The following is a 17,657-nucleotide window of genomic DNA, read 5'->3' on the forward strand; positions in this document are numbered from 1 at the left end:
ATAGTCTCTGATTATAGGCTATTCCTTATATTTTTAATTCTACCGCAATAAATGCTTTGTAATTATATTCTTGAGGTCATTTTTATTAAGTGGCTTATTTATAATATCATTCATTCCAATTGCCATACATTCTTCTTCTATTTCACTTAGCTCTGAAGCGGTGAGTGCAATAATAGGTGTCGTCTGATCAAATTCGCGTATACGTCTAGTAGCCTCTGTTCCGTTAAGGTACGGCATATTAAGATCCATAAGAATAAGGTCAAAATCTTCCTTTTGAACCATTTGTACAGCATTAAAACCATTTTCTACAATAGTACAATCATATCCTATTATGTTTAAAAGATTTTTAGTCACAATTTGATTTATCTTATTGTCTTCTGCAACCAATATTCTTCTATACATTGCATTAATCCCATCAGCATTCGTATCGATGTCTTGTTCTTCTTTTTCATTTATAACCTCTAACTCTAAATCAAAATAGAATCGTGTCCCTCTTCCCTCTTTGCTATCCAGATGAATTTCGCTATCCATCATTTCTAAGAGATTTTTCACAATCGACAGCCCTAATCCAGTTCCCTCTGCCTTGTTAAACTCCCTACCTACATGAGAAAATTTTTCGAATACAAATTCTTTTTTATCTTCGGGAATACCTACACCATTATCTTCTATTTCATATCGAATTGTGATCATATCCTTATCCAGGGAAATGATCTTAATTCTTAGCCATATCTTTCCGTTTTCGGTAAACTTAGTTGAATTTCCTATTAAGTTAATTAAAACTTCAGAGACTTTAAGCGAGTCAACACTTAATACATCCGGCAATTCATCTGGTATTTGTAAGATAAGTTCATTGTTTTTATTCTTTGCCTGATACTCAAAAGAGTATAATAGATTTTTTGATAATTGAAGAAGGTTAGTTGGAGTACGTGTTAATTTTTCATTGTTAGATTCTATTTTACTTATTTTCAGAACTTTATTTATCAAGTCCAATAAATAATCTCCAGAGAATTTTAAAGAGTTAAGGAGTTTTTTATGTTTGGCAGGAATATCATTTTCTTCTAATAATAAGGTTGTAATACCTACAACTCCATATAGCGGAGTTCTTAATTCATGACTTACGGTAGAAATAAATTGAGATTTTGTATTCGTAAGTTTTTCTGCTTCAGCTTTTGCTTTGATTAACTCTTCATTTCGTTCTTCTAATACTTTATTAAGTTTCTTCTTTGATGAATATCCATAAAAAACAAAAAGTATCCCAGCTAGTAACAAAATAAGACTTATCGAAGTAATAGTAATAACAATATTTCTCTTATCAATTTTTGCCAGGTACTCTTTTTCTCTTCTATTAGCTTCTAATTCTCTTTTAAATTCACTTATATTAAAATTTAGTTTAGCAACTTCTATTTGTTGTAATTTTTCTTCATCTAATAGTTTATCCCTATAAAACAGGTGTTTATTTATGCTATATAGTGCAGAGTCTGCATTACCTACTTTTTCAAAAGCTTCTGCTTTTGCTTTATATGCCTCATTAAGGATCGAAAAAACATTTATTCCTTCTAGGTTTGTTATAGCTTCATTTAATAACTGATGTGATCTCTCATATTGTTCTTTGCCAATATAATAACGGCCTAAAAGGTATTTCACATGACTTGTTGCCACAATACCAAAAGAACCTGCATGATCTTCGGTTAATTTTTCGGCTTTTTTTAGATATGGAAATGCTTGGTCAAATTCTTTTTCTTTAATATATATCCACCCTATGTTTAATACAGGAGGAAATTCTTTGCTTTTGTCTTTAACCTTTTCCGCAACCTCAAGCGATTGATTGAAGTAATCCATTCCTCTTTCTACTTCACCAAGTCCATCTGAATACACCCCACCTAACGCATTCAAACTATATGATATCATTACTGTATCTTTAGCTTTTCTTGCATATTTTAATGCTTCCTGACTATGAAACTCCATGTTTTTATAGTCTTCTATAACTTCATAATTACTTACCATTAAATAATGACCTTTACATATATACTCGTCACTATTTAATTGATGTGCAAGGTCAATTGTTTTAATGGCATAATCCAATGACTCTTTTATTTTGAAAGCAGTACGAAATTTTTTGGATTTTGAAAGGAACACTTCTAAACTATCGCTAACCTCTATTACATCATTATTTTGTCCATAAGAAACAAATCCCATGAATATAAAGTAACATACGAACAATACTTTTCTAAAAGTTCCCAAACTATAGATTTAATATGTATTCTATTAATACAGTGAATTTGTAATTCCTAAAGATTTTCCCCAAAATCTGTAAACAGATATTCACTATCAGAATGTTAAATTAATGAAAAAAACATTAAAAAACACCTAAAAGTAACATTGATCCTTTTATATCGATATAGATTTTACTTTATTTTTTCTGTTTTGAAATCACGTAAACTCCAAAAATGACAATTAAAGCTCCGACAATTTGTATTAATGAAAGGTTTTCGCCCAAAAAGAAATATGCCAATACTATTGTAGATATAGGACCTAAACTTGCGATAATAGAAAAATTAGATGCTCCTAGTTTTGCTATCGCTGCTGAAACAAGATAAGACGGTATAATTGTTGAAAAAATTGCCATTGCAATGCAAATCAAATACAATTCTAAAGGATAATTCATAATATCTCCTCTATCAAAAACCAGATATTGTATAATGATACATAATGAAGAAATTATCATTGCATATGATGTAAAGGTTATCACTCCAAATTTAGGAATCAGCCATCCACTTCCTACAAGATAAGTAGCATATGTTAATGCACTCAAAAAGATTAACATTGCTCCTAACGTAATGTTATTGGTTTCTGTTTCCATCTGGAGTTCTCCCCAAAATGTAATAATTACCCCTATATAAGTTATCAAAATAGCAGCTAACTGTTGCCGTGTTATGATATTTTTTAAAAAAACTCTTGAAATAATAATTACTAATGTTGGATATAAAAAAAGAATGATTCTCTCTAACCCTGCCTTTATAAATTGTAATCCAAGAAAATCGAAGTAGCTGGCTAAATAGTATCCTACGAACCCAAAAAATACAATCCAGCTATAATCTTTGATTTTAATTTTTTCTTTCTGTACAGGTTTATTAAAAAAAGCAATCACAAGATAAACCGGTAGCGAAAACACCATTCTAAATAATAATAGATGTTCAGAACTTATTTCATACTTATACGCCAGTTTAACTAAAACAGCTTTCGCAGAAAATAGAACTACTCCAACTACAGCCAGTACAATTCCGTACGAAGATAATTTGGTGTTTTGCATTTCTCAAAAATAGTAGTATTCAGTTTTAGTCATAATCACGGTTTGTATAAATTACAATCGCCAACACAAAAAAACCTTCCTAAAAAATAGGAAGGTTTTTTAAAATGTCTTGATATTGTTTATTATACATTAAACAAGAAATGCATTACATCTCCATCATTTACCACGTATGATTTTCCTTCTACTCCAAGTTTTCCTGCTTCTCTTGCTTTTGCTTCGCTTCCATATGCTATAAAATCATCATATTTGATAACCTCTGCACGTATAAACCCTTTTTCAAAATCTGTATGAATTACTCCTGCTGCTTGTGGAGCCGTCGCCCCTATGTTTATTGTCCAGGCTCTAACTTCTTTAACTCCTGCCGTAAAATATGTTTGTTGATTTAATAGCTTATATGCAGCACGAATTAATACAGATGCTCCGGGTTCTTCCAGTCCCATATCTTGTAAAAAAAGTTGACGTTCTTCATAATCCTCCAACTCTGTGATATCTGCCTCTGTTCCAACAGCCAACACTATAACTTCAGCTTTTTCTTTAGCTACAGCTTCTTTTACCTTTTTCACATAATCATTTCCATTAACAGCAGCTCCTTCATCTACGTTGCAAACATAAAGCACTGGTTTGTCTGTAATTAACTGTAAAGGTGCAACATATGCCATATGATCATCATCAGAAACTGCAATAGCTCTAACTGAGGTACCTGCTTCTAATCCTTTTTTAAGTTCTGACAAGATAGCCTCTTCTTTCTGAGCTTCTTTATTACCTGTTTTAGCAGCACGTTTTACCTTATCTATTTTCTTTTCAACAGCTTCTAAATCTTTAAGTTGTAATTCGATATCTATAGTTTCCTTATCTCTAATAGGGTCTACTGATCCATCAACATGAACAATATTATCATTATCAAAACAACGTAATACATGAATAATAGCATCTGTTTCTCTAATATTTCCCAAAAACTGATTCCCTAAACCTTCTCCCTTACTTGCTCCTTTTACCAAACCAGCAATATCAACAATCTCTACTGTAGCAGGTAGTACTCGCTCAGGATTTACAAGTTCTTCAAGTTTTTCTAACCTAGAATCTGGTACATTAACCACACCTATATTAGGTTCTATCGTACAAAACGGAAAGTTAGCACTCTGGGCTTTGGCATTAGATAAACAATTAAATAATGTTGACTTTCCAACATTTGGCAATCCTACAATTCCTGCTTTCATGGTACTTAATATTATAATGACCGGGATCTTTTAATATAAAATCCCAAATTTTGAGAATGCAAAGATAATGGTATTCATACGTAGTAAACAAATAACAGATTCATTAGATTATAGATTAATTCAAATAGCATAAAAAAACACCATAAAAGGCTCTTTTTTACGTTTATTAAAAATACAAACCAAAGTCTTTTTTACATTTTTTGTAAATTTGACAACCAAAATAAATACGCAAAATGAAAACTTTACAAACACTAGTCACATTGACATTCATGATTTGCGCATCTGTTAACTACGCGCAAGAAGATGAAAACAAAACCAAAAATTCATCTGAAGAAATAGTAACCAAGATTATTCGCATAAAAGGCCCAAATGGAGAAGAAAAAGTGATTAAAAAACAAGAAGTGATCAAAAAAAAGAGTCAGATCAAGCTTAACCCAGGCGATGAAAACAAAACCAATCAATCTGCTCAATATACAGAAGATGAAGTTATAGTACAAAAGTCTCATTCTTCTTCTGATATGGAAAAATATAATAAGGTTAGCGATGATAAAGGTTTTGTTATTACTTTTTTAAAAAAAGAAGGTAATCAAGTTTCGAAAGTAAGACCTATAGGAAGTGGGTATTATCTTGTTAATATGGGAGAAAAAGATAATTGTGTCGGCCATTTTGATAAAGATAAAAACTTTATTCTTGAAGCTTATGATACAAAAACAGATGAGATTATAACAACAGTTTATCAAGCTAATTAACCTTATACAAAATCATCAAAATCTTTTTATAATATATAGTAAAGTTGAACTCGTAGTTCAACTTTACGTATTTATATGAATTAACAAAATCTAATTGTTAATTGTTTATTATACTTAATACTAATGGTTTTATAAATATGTATCTTAATCTATATAATCTTAAAACCTAAAATTATGTTACAAAGTATTTTAAATCTAAATGGAGTTCAAAAATTGAACAAAAATAAACAACAAGCGATTAAAGGAGGTGCATGGCCTAGAAACGAGGAAGATTGTCTTCTTTGTGGTGGCGAATGGGATTTCCCATTATGTGCCTTACCTGCTAATTCTGTCTGCCTTTAATCAAAAAAGCTTATCTTAATTATAAAGAGTCTTAAATCCATAAGGCTCTTTTTTTTGTTTTTATGAATCTATATCTCTTTGATTTTCAAAATCTAAAATTATATAACTAAATATATAAGAACTACATAATATGGTTAAAAACTAGTTAGAATAAGATGTGTTATAATTATCTTTTAAATATCTTTAGCATAACAATCAGCTTAAATAAACATTAATACATGAAAAAATTCACACTCATTTTATTCGGGTTACTTACAAGTTTAGGCTTCAGTCAACAAATTGTAACAGGAACTGTAACAGACACTCAAGGAATTCCTTTACCTTATGTAAATATCATAGAAAAAGGCTCTTCTAAGGGTACAACCACAGATGATCAAGGTAATTATTCTATTGCAGTAGACGCAAATGCTACCTTAGTCTATAGTTTTGTTGGTTTCCAAACTCAAGAAATTCTGGTAGGAACTCAAGAGAAGATTGATGTTGTTCTATTAGATGGAGAAGCATTAAGAACTATTGTTGTTGTTGGATCAAGGAGTCCAAAACGAACTGCCACAGATACCCCTGTTGCTATTGATATTATTGATATGCAGGATGTAATTACCAAAAGTGGTAAAATAGAAATTAATGAACTATTACAATATGCTGCTCCCTCATTTAATGCGAATAAACAATCTGGATCTGATGGAGCAGATCATATAGACCCTGCTACTCTACGTGGTCTCGGTCCTGATCAGACTCTTGTTTTAATTAACGGAAAAAGAAGACATTCTTCTTCTCTAATCAATGTGTTTGGAACAAGAGGTAGAGGTAATTCTGGTACAGATCTTAATGCTATCCCTGCCTCTTCTATAAAAAGAATTGAAGTCTTAAGAGATGGTGCTGCAGCGCAATATGGTTCTGATGCTATTGCCGGTGTAATCAATATTGTTTTAAAGAACAGTGTCAACAAATTAACGGGTAGTATTAGTTATGGAGCATACAATACAAATGCTAAAGGAGATTTTCCGGCAGGGACTCCTAATACAGATGGAAATCGTTTGGATACAGAAAACGATGGAAACCGAATCGCAGATGATAAGGACTTTGATGGAGGGTCAGTAAAAATTACTGCAAATTATGGTGTTGAAATTGGAGAAGGTGGTTTTGCTAACTTCACTACAGAATATCTTAGTAAAAATAAAACATTACGTCCTGGTTTTGATTTTAGAAGGGGGTTTGGTGAAGCCGCAATAGATGGTTTCAATTTCTTTGCAAATGCCGCAATACCATTATCAAAAAAGACAGAACTGTACGCTTTTGGAGGAAGAAATTATAGGGATACTGATGCTTTTGCATTTACTCGTAACGGAGGAGAACGCGTTGTAACTCAAATCTATCCAAATGGCTTTACTCCAAGAATAACATCTAATATCATAGATAATTCAGTTTCTGCAGGAATTAGAACAGAAACAGATAGTGGTTGGAAAATTGACATTAATAATACCTGGGGTAAAAATAACTTTCATTATTTTATTAAAGGAACATTGAATGCTTCTCTTCAGGAATCTTCTCCAACAGATTTTGATGCCGGAGGACATAGTTTAAGTCAGAACACGACCAGCTTAGATTTTTCTAAATACTACCCTAATATCCTTCAAGGACTTAATATAGCGTTTGGTACAGAATACAGAACTGAGAATTTTGAAATTTTTGCTGGTGAAGAAGGATCTTATGCTACATATGATGTTAATGGTTTACCAATAACAGATCCTGCAACTCAGACACAACCAACTGATCCCGATTCTGGTAATTTAAGACCAGGTGGTTCACAAGGATTCCCGGGGTATAGCCCTGCAAACGAAGTAGATCGTTCTAGGTCAAACATTTCAGTATATGCAGATAGTGAACTTGATATTACTGATCGTTTCTTATTAGGAGCCGCTGCAAGATTTGAAGATTATAGTGATTTTGGAAGTACAATTAATGGAAAATTATCCTTTAGATTCAAAGCAACAGAGGATATTAATATTCGAGGTTCTGTGAGCACAGGATTTAGAGCTCCATCATTAGCTCAAATTTATTACAATCTTAGATTTACAGATTTTCAAGGAGGTGTAGCAACAGAAACATTACTATCTGCTAACAACAGTCCGGTTACGGCTTCTTTCGGAATTGATCAACTAGAAGAAGAAACTGCAATAAACGGAGCACTAGGAGCTACAGCTACTTTTGGGAGTTTTACAGCAACCATAGATGGATACTATATTAATGTTAAAGATAGAATTGTGCTAACTGGTACATTCGCTGCACCACAAATACCAAATGTAGCAGAAGCTCAATTCTTTGCTAATGGAGTGGACACAGAAACTGTAGGTCTAGATTTAATACTTTCCTGGAAAGGAAATTATAGTTTTGGTAACCTTTCTGCTACATTAGCAGGAAATATAAATAACATGAGTATCGAAGATGTGAATAATGGGCCTTTGGATGAAGGAACTTTCTTTGGAGAAAGAGAAAAAGCCTTTTTATTAGCTTCTGCTCCAGAAAGTAAATTTTCTTTGAATACAAGTTATACCAAAAATAAATTTAATGCCGGAATTGGTTTAACTCATTTTAGTGAAATAACGCTTATCGATTTTACAGATGCAGAAGATGTATACGGAGCAAAAATTACTGCTGATTTAAACTTAGGATACAAAGTAACAGATAAACTAAAATTTACTATCGGTGGAAATAACATTTTTAATGAATATCCTGATCAACAAGATGATGGAGAAACTGAAGCTGGTGGATATTGGGATGCTGTGCAAATGGGATTTGGTGGAGCATATTACTATGCAAGATTAGATTTCAACTTCTAAAAGTTTACATCATAAACATATACAAACGCTACATCGAATGATGTAGCGTTTTTTATTTTTTTCATAATTGGTATAAAAATATTGTGTTTCATTGCTCCATCAATAACTATAATCATAATTTTGTATAAAATAGTATTGAAATACAGATGAAAGATTTAACACGTTACTTTTATAACCTTTTTGTTTCTAAAGGACTTTCAGAAAATATAGCAGAATATTTAAATGTACTTATTGGAGTTTGCATACTTGTTATTGTTATTTTCTTTTTAGATCTTATGATGAGGAAAGTAATCATAGCCATTTTTAAGAGCTATGCCTCTAGATCAAAAAATACGTTTGATGATTATTTGGTTAAGAATAAAACCTTTGATTATCTAGCTCATATCATCCCTCTATCCATTATCATTTGGGTTCTACCCATGCTATTTATTGCTTTCCCAACTGCAGAAAGGTATTTGGAGACCTTGTTCGATATTATGGTTATTGTGTTAGTGATTTGGATCTTAAGAAGTATTCTAAGAACCTTTAGAGATTTTTTAAAATCCTTAAATTCATTTAAAGACAAGCCAATTGATAGTTATGTACAAGTCTTTATGATTTTTGTTTGGACAATCGGAATTATTTTTGTCTTCTCATCCATGACAGGAAAATCTATCTTAACATTTCTTACTGCATTAGGAGCTATGTCAGCAGTTATTCTTTTGATTTTTAAGGATACTATCTTAGGTTTTGTAGCCAGTATACAAGTAGCAGTAAACGATACCGTTAGGATTGGGGATTGGATTACTATGGAAAAATATGGCGCTGATGGAGATGTGATTGAGATCAATTTATCTTCTGTTAAAGTTCAGAACTTTGATAAAACCATTACAACAATTCCTACGTATCATTTAACTTCAGAATCATTTAGAAATTGGCGAGGTATGATGGATTCTGGCGGAAGAAGAATTAAAAGAGCTTTATTAATCAAAACTTCCAGTGTTTCATTTTTATCGAAAAAAGATCTTGAAGATTTAAAAAAAATAGCACTTATTAGTGATTACATCAAAAGTATACAAAAGGATATTGATACATATAATCAGGATCATAGCATCGATAAAAGTACACTTATAAATGGAAGAAACTTAACTAATATGGGAGTCTTTAGAGCATATGTAGATTTCTACCTCGAAGATCATCCTTATATTAATAAAAACATGACCATTATGAGTAGACAGCTTGCTCCTAGTGCACAAGGAACGCCATTAGAAATATATGCTTTTAGCAACGATAAAGTTTGGAAAAATTACGAAAAAATAATGGCTGATATTTTTGATCATCTTTTATCTGCAATACCTTATTTTAAACTAGAAGTGTTTGAACTTAATTATACGATTGAAAAACAATAATCTTTTTTGTACTAAATAGAAATTTATGATTACCAGTTTTAGAATTATTAGTTACCTGGAAGGTATTTCCTATTTACTTATCCTATTTGTAACCATGCCATTAAAATACATATTCGAATCTCCTGAACCCAATAAAATAATTGGAATGGCTCATGGGTTTCTCTTTTTGGGTTATATCGTAGTTGCTATTCTTATAAAAACAGAAAAAAAATGGGATACTAAGACATTAGCTATTGTACTTATTTGTTCGATAATTCCATTTGGGACATTTTGGATGGATAAAAAATATTTACGTTAGAAATTCACAGTGCCATTGAAATTTCCTTCATATATACTATCCAAATTAAGCACACTATGATATCCTCCTATACCTTGGGGTTCTATGGATATACTCCCGGTATGTAAAGGAATTTCCTGTCCATTAAAAGTGATCGCTAAAATTAAATTATCGGGTGGTAAACTATTATAATCAGGGTTAAAATAATGATAATTATAGTCTGCATAATTACCTGTAACTATAATAATTTCAAGCACATCACCTGTATCTAAATCGTAGACTATATGATCCTCTCCATTTTCTGAAGGTACTAAAGAAGCATTCGCAACTTGATACAAATATTCTCCACTAGGAGCATTTTGATTTTGGATAGCGCCAAAATCATGATGACACGTATGATCACATCTATGTATAACAATTGGACGTCCCCTCTTTGATTTTGGAAGCTGTTGTTTAGATGTTCTTCTTTCAATAACAACATCTGGGATAGGTAAATTTATGTCTATATCCACAGCTACTCTACCTCCTACTACAAGTTGTGCAGAAATTGGAAATATTATTAATACACTAAAAAATAATAGTAAAAAAGATTCTTTTTTCATGTTGATTTAAATTGTGTAAATCTTACATCAATTTAATCAAACAATATGCCATAAAAAATTACTCAGGATATTCGATCCTCAAATGATAAATATTAGTCAATTTGCGCTTAAAAACCTTTTTTACCTGTTGAATTTCTTTAAAGGTGATATTCGCATTTAAGAATTGCCCATCTTCCATTTGTTTGCTCACTATCTTCTCTACAAAAGAATCAATCAGACTACTTGTAGGGTTTTTAAGACTTTTTGATGCAGCTTCAACACTATCGCTCATCATAAGAATTGCAGTTTCCTTAGAAAAAGGTTTAGGTCCGGGATATTGAAAATCTTCAATATTTACATTTTCATTTGCCTCTTTTTCTTTAGAATAAAAATAATATACTGTGCTGGTTCCGTGATGTGTTCTAATAAAATCAATAACACGATCAGGTAGGTTATTTTTTTTAGCAATTTCTACACCTCGAATTACATGATTAATAATGATTCTTGCACTTTCTTTTGGAGATAATACGTCATGGGCATTACCCGAAGCCGATTGATTTTCGGTAAAATAAGTAGGATTGGCCATTTTACCAATGTCATGATATAGAGCTCCTACTCTAACTAGCATCGCATTTGCACCTATTTCATTTGCTGCAGCTTCTGCAATATTAGCCACGTTAAGAGAGTGATGAAATGTTCCCGGAGCCTTATTAGATAACTCTTTTAATAATACCGAATTAGTATCACTTAATTCTAATAGAGATACGTCAGAAATTAATCCAAAAATCTTTTCATAAGCGTATATCAAAGGGTGTACAATTAAAGTAGCAAACCCACTAATAACGAATAACCCTACAGTAACCCAATCGATATTGCCAATACTTCCTTCATGGATAACATGAAAAGCAATGTATGCCAAAATATAGATTATAGTAATTTGTCCAACAGATATAAACAAATTGGCTCTCTTAAATGATTCTGAAATTGTAAGAATCGTAACAATTCCTGCAATGATCTGTAAGAACGTATACTCATAACTATTAGGCACAACAAAACCTAATATTAAAACGGTAATCACATGGGTAAACAACCCTAATCTTGAATCAAAAAATGCTTTGAGTACTAAAGGAAGAATACACAAAGGGACGACATAAATATAGTCTGAGCGATATTTTACCATCAATGTCGTAATTAAAACCAAAAATAAAACATTGAAGAAAATAAACGTCACCTGTGTGTTATTCTCATAAATATCTTTTCTATATTTTCTTATAAACAATAAAAGCATCATAAGAGCCAAAGAAACCAGCAGACAATATCCCAATACAATCCAATAGAAGTTTTTATCACTCCATACCTGAGATTCATATTCTGCTTTTAAAGAATTTAATATTTGTAGTTTATCTCCTTCTACTACTTCTCCTTTGGCAATAATTCTACTTCCTCTAGAAACTCCACCCCTAGTAGTCAAAACTTTTGCTAATTCATTCTCTAATGTACTTTCAGTAAGCTTTTGATTTAATTTGACATTAGGTTTTATCAAATCAAAAAACAGTGCTACAAAGTCACTTTTAAACTTAGCATATTCACTTTTATCTATTCTAGAATTGATAAGTTTTGTTAGCGCATTAGGTGTTAGAATTTGTCCGTAAGTTATCGCTTCTGCTTCATTACCTTTATTCAAAAATATTTGTCTCTTATCATCATAAGAATAGGTTTCTTGTAAAACACCATGTCGGTAGATATCATTTAAGACTATTCTTCCAAAAAGTTTAGCTTCATCTCTAGAACTGCTTTGACTAAAAGTTTTTAAATAACTTGAAAACGCTATATCATAAGAATCTTTAGCTGTATTCGCAATTATTGTATCATAATCAAAGTAAGGAATAACATTGTCTTTAATACGAGTCTTCTCTATCTCTATCTCTGATTCAGTCTTTGCTATAGCAAAATCAAAAGGAGCATATAAGTTTTCATATTGCCAAGGTTTACCTTTGGTAAATTCGTATTTAAAAATTCCTCCTTTAGGAAATAAATACACGATAAGTGCAGTGGTACATATAAACAGAAAAATCCTGTACATTGAGGATTGCCGTTTATATAGATTGTTTAAAAACCTTTTCACAAATATTATTCTATAAATTACTCAAAAGTAATAAAAAATAAGTCAGTGTAATATTAGGCGGCTTGTTAGTAACTTCACTATGTATATCCTTCAAAAATCATTAAATTCGCAGAATAACAATACACACATTTTTTAAAATAAAAATAATGAATAAAGAAGTAGTAATTGTATCTGCAGCTCGTACGCCAATTGGAAGTTTTATGGGAAGTTTATCTACTGTTCCAGCTACACAATTAGGAGCTACAGCAATCAAAGGTGCTCTAGATAAAATAAACCTCGACCCTTCTCTTGTGCAAGAAGTATTTATGGGTAATGTAGTACAGGCAGGAAATGGTCAAGCTCCCGCAAGACAAGCTGCATTAGCAGCTGGAATCTCTGAAAATGTTCCTTGTACAACAGTCAATAAAGTATGTGCTAGTGGTATGAAATCTGTAATGCATGCGGTACAAGCCATAGCCCTGGGTGATGCTGATATAGTCGTTGCCGGAGGAATGGAAAGTATGAGTTTAATACCTCATTATGTTAGACTAAGAGCTGGACATAAATTTGGACCTCAGACCTTAGAAGATGGTATGCAAAAAGACGGACTAGTAGATGCTTACGATCAGCAAGCTATGGGTACATGTGCTGATTTATGTGCTACAGAATATAATTTCAGCCGTGAAGATCAGGATGCATTTGCTATTCAATCCTATGAAAGATCTGCAAAAGCATGGGCTGAAGGTAAATTTACAAATGAAGTTGTTCCTGTAGCTGTTCCTCAACGGCGCGGAGAACCTGTAATGGTTACCGAAGATGAAGAATACAAAAACGTAAAAATGGAAAAAATACCATCATTGCGTCCTGCTTTTTCTAAAGATGGAACCGTAACCGCTGCAAATGCATCTACAATTAATGATGGTGCCGGAGCAGTTATTGTTATGAGTGCAGAAAAAGCTGCTGAATTAGGTCTAAAGCCTTTGGTGAAAATAAAAGGCTATGCAGATGCCGCTCACGAACCAAAATGGTTTACAACAGCGCCTTCTAAAGCACTACCTAAAGCACTAGCAAAAGCTGGGATTTCTCAAGATGATGTTGATTTTTTTGAATTTAATGAAGCTTTTTCTGTAGTGGGGCTATCAAACATGAAGATTTTGGGACTTACTGATAAAAATACAAATGTAAATGGAGGAGCTGTATCATTAGGGCATCCTCTTGGTTGTTCTGGAGTACGCATCCTAATTACTTTGATCAATGTTCTTGAGCAAAATAATGCAAAAATCGGAGCTGCTGCAATCTGTAACGGCGGTGGTGGTGCATCAGCAATGGTTATTGAACGTGTGTAATAATTAAATTAAAATTCTAACTAAAATTATTACATGCAATACGGTATTTGTAATCTAAGTATTGTTCCATTACGTTTCGAACCACAAGATACCAGTGAAATGGTTTCTCAAGTTCTTTATGGTGAACATTTTAAAATTTTAGAGCAACGTAAAAAGTGGAGTAAAATTCGATTAGCTTTTGATAAATATGAGGGCTGGATCGACAATAAACAATACTTAGAAATTACAGAACAGATATACAAAAATTTTAATGACAAACCTCAATGTCTTGTAGGAGACATGGTAGAGTTTGTAAGCTGTCAAGAAGATCAATTAATGCCCATTCCGTTAGGTTCGTCTTTAAAAGCTCTTGACTTTTTTAAACATCATTACGAAGGAACTAGAATTCTAGACGTATTACCTAAAGAAACCATTGTACAAACTGCCTTTCTTTTTCTCAATGCTCCTTACTTATGGGGAGGAAGAACTAATTTTGGAATTGATTGTAGTGGATTCACCCAGATGGTATATAAGCTTACTGGTCACCAATTGCTAAGAGATGCTTCACAACAAGCTACACAAGGTGAAGCTCTTAGTTTTATTGAAGAGAGTGAACCTGGGGATCTAGCCTTTTTTGATAATGATGAAGGCGCTATCACACATGTAGGTATTATGATGAAAGATAACTATATTATCCATGCGCACGGAAAAGTGCGTGTGGATCGTATTGATCATACCGGAATCTACAATGTAGAAAAACGCACTCATACACATCAACTACGAGTAATTAAACGAATTATCTAAATCTTATCTATATTTTCGGATTGGATTATTATAGCACTTAGAAAAACCATTTGTTGTAAAACATTTTATTTTTCGGGAGTGTATTATAGATACTTATTGTTTATCAAATTTTCTATTAAAACCTTTAATATACCTCTCTTATTTTTACATAAATCTTGTAAATTCTCAAAAACTGTAATATTTGTCATAAATAGTAATAAAACATCTTTGATTTTATACAAAACACTATCTATCAAATAACTAAACTACATCAATTTTGTAACCAATACATCTTCCTAAAGGTATACAAAAGGGGTACATGGAGTACAAATGGTATACAAAATAATATACGATCTGTCTTTTACACAATAACTATAGTCATTCCATAATGGTAATAATAAATTAGCGCCGTCTATTTTAAGACACCAACTAAATCTTTTTATTAAAACTCTTAAAACTCAAATCATGAAATCTAAAATTCACTTTTTTTTAATGATGGCCATTATGGCCATATGTTCACAAGTCTTTGCTCAGCGTCCTAGTTTTAATAAAAACAAGGATATTTTGATTGCTTGTTTTGATATCAAACCTGATCCGGATGATATCCACGCAGTAGCTGCCTTAGGTAGTATGCTAGCACATCCAGATTTAACTGGGGTAGAATATTTTGCAGTTGCTGGGGCTTATGGTAGTCAAGGCGGTAGTTATCTACAGTCAAATTCACTTTTCAATATGGCATTTGGAAATAACTGGACCGATGCACATTCTAATAGATCTGCTGCTATCGCTGCTATAACCAGTAAGGTAGTTCCTATTCTTCAAAACGGAGGAAAAGTTTGGGTTCAGGAAGGAGGGCAATCAGATGTTACTGCTGATTGGTTAATGCCAGTAATTAATGCCAGCAATGGTATCAACTCTAATACAACTAAAAACAATGTCATTCTCGTACAACATGATGATGGCTTTAATGAGGGGCAGGCTAATCAATCAAAACTCAACAATGTAAAAGCAAATACTAGATATTTTCTTCTTGATGATGGAAATGCTGGTTGGAACGATGGTTGGGGAGATCATGGACCCTGGTCTACTCCTATGTACAGAAATAGAAGTAATTCATTTGTTGATCAAGCTAAAAATTCTCCCAATAGTGTAGCTAAAGCCCTATGGACAGAGGCTGATCGTCTTTTCAACAGTTATTTCCCAAACGGATTTCCCCATGATTGGTCATTCTTCTTCACAGATGGTGTTGATTATTCAGATTGTGTAGAAAACTGGTGGATTTTTGAAATAGGTTCAAATGCAGATACACATGACAAATTTTGGTCAAGATATGTAATGAATACAACATCAAACCCGGGTCCAAACCCTAATCCAAATCAGCAATTTTTTATAGTAAATCGTCAAACAGGAAAAAAATTACGTCCTCAGAATAATGCAGATGGCATTACATTAATCCAAGTTCCGGCAAGCACTACAAGTAATATTGTAAAATGGGAACAAGTAAATACTTCTAATGGTTATTTTTATTTAAAAAATGTAGAAACTGGGAAATATTTTAGGCCAGTAGGTAATAATGATGGTTCTGCCCTTGAGCAAAGGCCTACTAGTTATAGTGGCAACTATACACAATGGAAAAAAGTAAATTCTTCTAATGGATATTTTTACTTACAAAACAGACAAACTAATCATTACTTCAGACCTACCACTGACTCTGATAACAGTCCAATGGTACAACGTCCTACAACATATTCTGGTAACTACACACAATGGAAGTTTGATGCTGTCGGTTCTAAAACCAGTGTATTAGAAGATAATAAAATAGCAATATACCCTAATCCTGCATCAAGTCAATTGAAAATACTTGGGATTGCTAAACAAGATATTATATCTGTTAAAGACCTATCAGGAAAAATGGTAATAAAAGAAGTTACATCTATAGAGAAAAACATGAATTTGGATGTATCTCGTCTTCAAAACGGAGTATACGTATTAACAATAAAAAATGCTAATAAAAACACCACACTTCAATTCGTAAAAAAATAAAACATAATTTAAAAATAAACCCTGATTATAAATGTAATTATTAAGAGGTGTACAAAAAGTGTACATAGAGTACAAATGGTATACAAAATCATTTGTAATCCTCTTTTAAATAATAGTTATAGTTATTCCATTATAGCAGTAATACATTTAGTATATACAGTTTAAGGTAAAACTAACATTTAAACAAAAAACTTTTTAAACACAAACACAAACACAAATCATGAAATCTAAAATTCACTTTTTTTTAATGATGGTCACTATGGCCATATGTTCACAAGTCTTTGCTCAGCGTCCTAGTTTCAATAAAAACAAGGATATTTTGATCGCTTGTTTTGATATTAAACCCGATCCGGATGATATCCATGCAGTAGCTGCCTTAGGTAGTATGCTAGCACATCCAGATTTAAGTGGGGTGAATTATTTTGCTGTTGCTGGTGCTTATGGTGGTCAAGGTGGTAGTTATCTACAGTCAAATTCACTTTTCAATATGGCATTTGGAAATAACTGGACCGATGCACATTCTAATAGATCTGCAGCTATCGCTGCTATAACCAGTAAGGTAGTTCCCATTCTTCAAAACGGAGGAAAAGTTTGGGTTCAGGAAGGAGGGCAATCAGATGTTACTGCTGATTGGTTAATGCCAGTAATTAATGCCAGCAATGGTATCAACTCTAATACAACTAAAAACAATGTCATTC

13 protein-coding genes and 1 pseudogene are annotated in these 17,657 nt (G+C 32.3%); 9 read left to right on the forward strand and 5 right to left on the reverse strand.

Annotated features, from left to right (window positions below):
• Window positions 1-39 precede the first annotated feature (39 nt).
• From FOF46_RS23285 to ychF, 3 genes are all read right to left on the reverse strand, one after another.
• The gene (locus FOF46_RS23285; protein ID WP_143918118.1) at window positions 40-2,196 is read right to left on the reverse strand and encodes a tetratricopeptide repeat-containing hybrid sensor histidine kinase/response regulator; all 2,157 of its coding nucleotides are present in this window, start codon (window positions 2,194-2,196) and stop codon (window positions 40-42) included.
• A 214-nt stretch (window positions 2,197-2,410) separates the two neighbouring features.
• Entirely contained in the window at window positions 2,411-3,310 is a 900-nt protein-coding gene (locus FOF46_RS23290) for a DMT family transporter (protein WP_143918119.1), read from the reverse strand.
• Between the two features lie 122 nt (window positions 3,311-3,432).
• Window positions 3,433-4,527: a redox-regulated ATPase YchF gene (ychF, locus tag FOF46_RS23295; protein ID WP_143918120.1), complete on the reverse strand. Its 1,095-nt coding sequence runs from the start codon at window positions 4,525-4,527 to the stop codon at window positions 3,433-3,435.
• Window positions 4,528-4,760: 233 nt separating this feature from the next.
• Between ychF and FOF46_RS23300 the strand changes: the two genes are divergently transcribed.
• From FOF46_RS23300 to FOF46_RS23315, 5 genes are all read left to right on the forward strand, one after another.
• Complete coding sequence (locus FOF46_RS23300) at window positions 4,761-5,276, forward strand: hypothetical protein (protein WP_143918121.1); 516 nt, start codon at window positions 4,761-4,763, stop codon at window positions 5,274-5,276.
• A 174-nt stretch (window positions 5,277-5,450) separates the two neighbouring features.
• Window positions 5,451-5,618: a hypothetical protein gene (locus tag FOF46_RS31730; protein ID WP_167571923.1), complete on the forward strand. Its 168-nt coding sequence runs from the start codon at window positions 5,451-5,453 to the stop codon at window positions 5,616-5,618.
• 218 nt (window positions 5,619-5,836) lie between these two features.
• Complete coding sequence (locus FOF46_RS23305) at window positions 5,837-8,458, forward strand: TonB-dependent receptor (protein WP_109437612.1); 2,622 nt, start codon at window positions 5,837-5,839, stop codon at window positions 8,456-8,458.
• Window positions 8,459-8,604: 146 nt separating this feature from the next.
• The gene (locus tag FOF46_RS23310; RefSeq protein ID WP_143918122.1) at window positions 8,605-9,846 is read left to right on the forward strand and encodes a mechanosensitive ion channel family protein; all 1,242 of its coding nucleotides are present in this window, start codon (window positions 8,605-8,607) and stop codon (window positions 9,844-9,846) included.
• Between the two features lie 25 nt (window positions 9,847-9,871).
• The gene (locus FOF46_RS23315) at window positions 9,872-10,144 is read left to right on the forward strand and encodes a DUF3817 domain-containing protein (RefSeq protein ID WP_109437614.1); all 273 of its coding nucleotides are present in this window, start codon (window positions 9,872-9,874) and stop codon (window positions 10,142-10,144) included.
• On the opposite strand, the gene FOF46_RS23320 is transcribed toward FOF46_RS23315, so the two are convergent.
• Window positions 10,141-10,725 (reverse strand): hypothetical protein, encoded by a 585-nt coding sequence (locus tag FOF46_RS23320; RefSeq protein WP_143918123.1) that lies wholly within the window; start codon window positions 10,723-10,725, stop codon window positions 10,141-10,143. The two genes, FOF46_RS23315 and FOF46_RS23320, sit on opposite strands and share 4 nt — an antisense overlap.
• Before the next feature lie 58 nt (window positions 10,726-10,783).
• Complete coding sequence (locus FOF46_RS23325; RefSeq protein ID WP_208746813.1) at window positions 10,784-12,829, reverse strand: HD family phosphohydrolase; 2,046 nt, start codon at window positions 12,827-12,829, stop codon at window positions 10,784-10,786.
• A gap of 146 nt (window positions 12,830-12,975) precedes the next feature.
• Between FOF46_RS23325 and FOF46_RS23330 the strand changes: the two genes are divergently transcribed.
• The 4 genes and pseudogenes from FOF46_RS23330 to FOF46_RS23345 form a co-directional block, all read left to right on the forward strand.
• Window positions 12,976-14,154, forward strand: coding sequence for an acetyl-CoA C-acyltransferase (locus FOF46_RS23330; protein ID WP_143918125.1), 1,179 nt, complete (start codon window positions 12,976-12,978; stop codon window positions 14,152-14,154).
• 33 nt (window positions 14,155-14,187) lie between these two features.
• On the forward strand, window positions 14,188-14,937 hold the full coding sequence (locus tag FOF46_RS23335; protein WP_109437618.1) for a C40 family peptidase: 750 nt from the start codon (window positions 14,188-14,190) through the stop codon (window positions 14,935-14,937).
• A gap of 444 nt (window positions 14,938-15,381) precedes the next feature.
• Window positions 15,382-16,959 carry a T9SS type A sorting domain-containing protein gene (locus tag FOF46_RS23340; RefSeq protein WP_143918126.1) on the forward strand — a complete coding sequence of 526 codons (1,578 nt, stop codon included), beginning with the start codon at window positions 15,382-15,384 and terminating at the stop codon, window positions 16,957-16,959.
• 220 nt (window positions 16,960-17,179) lie between these two features.
• Window positions 17,180-17,657: pseudogene (locus FOF46_RS23345) on the forward strand (hypothetical protein); the annotation flags it as partial.

The organism is Aquimarina algiphila (assembly GCF_007489275.1).
GTDB lineage: Bacteria > Bacteroidota > Bacteroidia > Flavobacteriales > Flavobacteriaceae > Aquimarina > Aquimarina algiphila.

Coding starts and splice junctions, on each gene's coding strand:
- FOF46_RS23310 (WP_143918122.1), top strand. CDS start 8,605: ATGAAAGATTTAACACGTTACTTTTATAACCTTTTTGTTTCTAAAGGA.
- FOF46_RS23315 (WP_109437614.1), top strand. CDS start 9,872: ATGATTACCAGTTTTAGAATTATTAGTTACCTGGAAGGTATTTCCTAT.
- FOF46_RS23320 (WP_143918123.1), bottom strand. CDS start 10,725: ATGAAAAAAGAATCTTTTTTACTATTATTTTTTAGTGTATTAATAATA.
- FOF46_RS23305 (WP_109437612.1), top strand. CDS start 5,837: ATGAAAAAATTCACACTCATTTTATTCGGGTTACTTACAAGTTTAGGC.
- ychF (WP_143918120.1), bottom strand. CDS start 4,527: ATGAAAGCAGGAATTGTAGGATTGCCAAATGTTGGAAAGTCAACATTA.
- FOF46_RS23300 (WP_143918121.1), top strand. CDS start 4,761: ATGAAAACTTTACAAACACTAGTCACATTGACATTCATGATTTGCGCA.
- FOF46_RS23285 (WP_143918118.1), bottom strand. CDS start 2,196: ATGGGATTTGTTTCTTATGGACAAAATAATGATGTAATAGAGGTTAGC.
- FOF46_RS23340 (WP_143918126.1), top strand. CDS start 15,382: ATGAAATCTAAAATTCACTTTTTTTTAATGATGGCCATTATGGCCATA.
- FOF46_RS23330 (WP_143918125.1), top strand. CDS start 12,976: ATGAATAAAGAAGTAGTAATTGTATCTGCAGCTCGTACGCCAATTGGA.
- FOF46_RS31730 (WP_167571923.1), top strand. CDS start 5,451: ATGTTACAAAGTATTTTAAATCTAAATGGAGTTCAAAAATTGAACAAA.
- FOF46_RS23290 (WP_143918119.1), bottom strand. CDS start 3,310: ATGCAAAACACCAAATTATCTTCGTACGGAATTGTACTGGCTGTAGTT.
- FOF46_RS23335 (WP_109437618.1), top strand. CDS start 14,188: ATGCAATACGGTATTTGTAATCTAAGTATTGTTCCATTACGTTTCGAA.